This window comes from Micromonospora sp. NPDC049580 (genome assembly GCF_040675595.1).
GTDB lineage: Bacteria > Actinomycetota > Actinomycetes > Mycobacteriales > Micromonosporaceae > Micromonospora.
On the sequence record NZ_JBFAPG010000599.1, the window covers coordinates 1 to 3,314 of the forward strand.

Consider the following 3,314-nt stretch of genomic DNA (forward strand, 5'->3'; position numbering starts at 1 on the left):
GATCACCGGGCCGAAGAACGCGACCGGGCTGCCGTCCGGGCCGGGCGCGTGGACGACCGGGGTGCCGACGTCCTGCCCGACGGGGCGCATGCCGGCCTCGTGGCTGGCCCGCAGCGCCTCGTCGTACTCGGTGCTGTCGGCGGCGGCGGCCAGCGCCGGGTCCAGGCCGGCCTCGGTCAGCGCGGCGACGTAGAGCTCCGGCCCGAGCTGCTCCTTACCGAGGTGGATGCGGGTGCCCAGCGCGGTGTAGAGCTTGCGCAGCGCGTCGCTGCCGTAGCGCTGCTCGGCGGCGATGCACACCCGCACCGGGCCCCAGCCGTTGTCCATCAGTTCCCGGTACTGCTCTGGCAGGTCCCTGCCCTCGTTGAGCACGGACAGGCTCATGACGTGGTAGCGGATGTCCACTTCGCGGACCTGCTCGACCTCCAGCAGCCAGCGGGACGTGATCCACGCCCACGGGCAAATCGGGTCGAACCACATGTCGGCGGTGACACGATCGGTCACGGTGAGGTCCCTTCGCGACGGGTGACGCCGGCAGTCCGGCGTCTCACCTCGATCCTCACCCCACGGCCCATCGACCGGCACCCGAATGAGAGCGTGACCTCGCCCACCGCCGGCTGCCCGTACGTGGAAGACTCGGATCGGGCCGGACGTCACGAGCGGTCGGCAGACGGGCGCCGCCGGGCGTACGGCGAGACGTGGGATGGAGACGAACAGTGCCGGGAGTGCGTAACCTGACGCAGGTCGAGGCGACCGAGCGGGCACGCCTGCTCGAGGTGACCGGGTACGACATCAGTCTGGACCTGTCGACCGCCGTGCTGGCGGCCGACGGCCGCACGTTCTCCTCGACGACCGAGGTCCGGTTCCGCTGCGCCGAACCGGGGGCGAGCACGTTCATCGAGGTGGCCGCCGAGTCGGTGCGGTCCGCCACGCTGAACGGCGCCCCGGTGGACCTGTCCGACTGGTCGGCTGAGAAGGGCCTGACCCTGTCCGGGCTGGACAGCGAGAACACCCTGGTCGTCGACGCGGACTTCGCCTACTCCAACAGCGGGCAGGGGCTGCACCGCACGGTCGACCCGGTGGACGGCGAGACGTACCTCTACAGCCAGTTCGAGACGGCCGACGCGCAGCGCGTGTTCGCCTGCTTCGACCAGCCCGACCTGAAGAGCGTCTACACCTGGCACGCCACCGTCCCCGAGCACTGGCGGGTGGTGTCCAACATGCCGGTGCAGCGCGAGGAGCCGGCCGGCGAGGGGCTCAAGACCCTCCACTTCACCGAGTCGCCGCGGATGAGCACGTACATCACGGCGCTGTGCGCCGGCCCGTACCACGAGGTGCGCGACAGCCACGACGGCATCGACCTGGGGGTGTTCTCCCGGGCGTCGATGGCTCAGTACCTGGACTCCGACGATCTGTTCCTCATCACCAAGCAGGGCTTCGACTTCTTCCACGAGAAGTTCGGCGTGCGCTACCCGCTGCCCAAGTACGACCAGCTGTGGGTGCCCGACTTCAACGCCGGCGCGATGGAGAACTTCGGCTGCGTCACGCACGCCGAGTCGCACTACCTGTTCCGCTCCCAGGTCACCGACTTCGAGTACGAGCAGCGGGCCAACACGATCCTGCACGAGCTGGCCCACATGTGGTTCGGCGACCTGGTCACCATGCGGTGGTGGAACGACCTGTGGCTCAACGAGTCGTTCGCCGAGTGGGCCAGCCACTGGTGCAACACCAACGCCACCCGGTTCACCGAAGCGTGGACGACGTTCCTGTCCATCCGGAAGAACTGGGGCTACCGGCAGGACCAGCTCTCTTCCACGCACCCGGTCTACACCGAGATGCCTGACATGGAGGCCGTCGAGGTCAACTTCGACGGCATCACCTACGCCAAGGGCGCGAGCGTGCTCAAGCAGCTCGTCGCGTACGTGGGTGAGGAGCCGTTCGTGGCCGGGCTGCGGGCGTACTTCGGCAAGCACGCCTGGGGCAACGCCACCTTCGACGACCTGCTCACCGAGCTGGAGGCGGCCTCGGGCCGGGAGCTGCGCAAGTTCGCCGCGCAGTGGCTGGAGACCGCCCAGGTCAACACGCTGCGGCCGGAGGTGACCATCGGCGCCGACGGCACGTACGAGCAGGTGGTCGTCCGGCAGGAGGCGCCGGCGGCGTACCCGACGCTGCGCACCCACCGGATCGGCGTGGGCCTGTACGACCTGACCGACGGACGGCTGGTCCGCCGCGAACGCTACGAGGTGGACGTGACCGGCGAGCGGACCGACCTCGCCGACCTGCGCGGCGTTCGAGCCGCCGACGTGCTGCTGCTCAACGACGACGACCTGAGCTACACCAAGCTGCGCCTCGACGACCGGTCGATGGCCACGGTGGTGCAGCACATCGGCGGCTTCGACTCGTCGCTGGCCCGCGCCCTCTGCTGGACGGCCGCGTGGGACATGACCCGAGACGCCGAGCTGGCGACCCGCGACTACGTGGCGCTGGTGCTGGCCGGGCTGTCCGCGGAGACCGACATCAACCTGGTGACCGCCACCCTGCGCCAGGCCACCACCGCGCTCACCCTCTACGCCGACCCCGCGTGGGCGGCCACCGGCTGGGCGGGGCTGGCTCGCACGGCGAAGGACGCGCTCGCCTCCGCCGAGCCGGGCAGCGGTTTCCAGCTGGCCTGGGCCCGGGCGTACACCTCGGCCGCCCGGTCCGAAGAGGACCTGGCCACGCTGCGCGGCTGGCTGGACGGCACCGGCGTGCCGACCGGGCTGACCGTGGACACCGAGCTGCGCTGGACGGTGCTCGGGGCGCTGGTGGCCAACGGCGCGGCCGGTGCCGCCGAGATCGAGGCGGAGCTGGCCGGTGACCGCACCGCCAGCGGCGAGCGGGAGGCCGCGTACGCGCACGCGCTGGTGCCGACGGCGGAGAACAAGGCGGCCGTGTGGGCGCTGCTGACCGGCCCGGACGCGCTGCCGAACTGGCGGCACCGGGCGCTGTTGCAGGGCTTCGCCCACCCGGCGCAGGTGGAGCTGGTCGCCCCGTACCGGGAGAAGTACTTCGCGGCGGTCGGCCAGGTGTGGGCCACTCGGGACAGCGAGCCGGCGCAGGAGTTCGCCCAGTTGGCGTACCCGACGTACCTGGTGGACGACGACACGGTGGCGGCCACCGACGCGTGGCTGGCCGGTGACGGCAACCCCGGCCCGCTGCGTCGACTGGTCGCCGAGGGTCGCGACGGTGTGGTGCGGGCGCTCAAGGCCCGCGCGAAGGACGCCCAGCAGAGCTGAACGCGTCGAAGCCCGACCCGCCGCACGGCAGGTCAGTGC

The 3,314-nt window shown here is 71.2% G+C and carries 2 protein-coding genes; one reads left to right on the top strand and one right to left on the bottom strand.

Features of this window, described 5'->3' with window-relative positions:
* Positions 1-504, bottom strand: a 504-nt coding sequence (locus AB0J68_RS29705; protein WP_363941898.1) for a disulfide bond formation protein DsbA, incomplete at its 3' end; no start/stop codon positions are given.
* Between the two features lie 221 nt (positions 505-725).
* On the opposite strand from AB0J68_RS29705, the gene pepN reads away from it, so the two are divergent.
* A complete protein-coding gene (pepN, locus tag AB0J68_RS29710) occupies positions 726-3,275 on the top strand; it encodes an aminopeptidase N (RefSeq protein WP_363941900.1) in 2,550 nt (849 codons plus the stop codon).
* Positions 3,276-3,314: the final 39 nt, after the last annotated feature.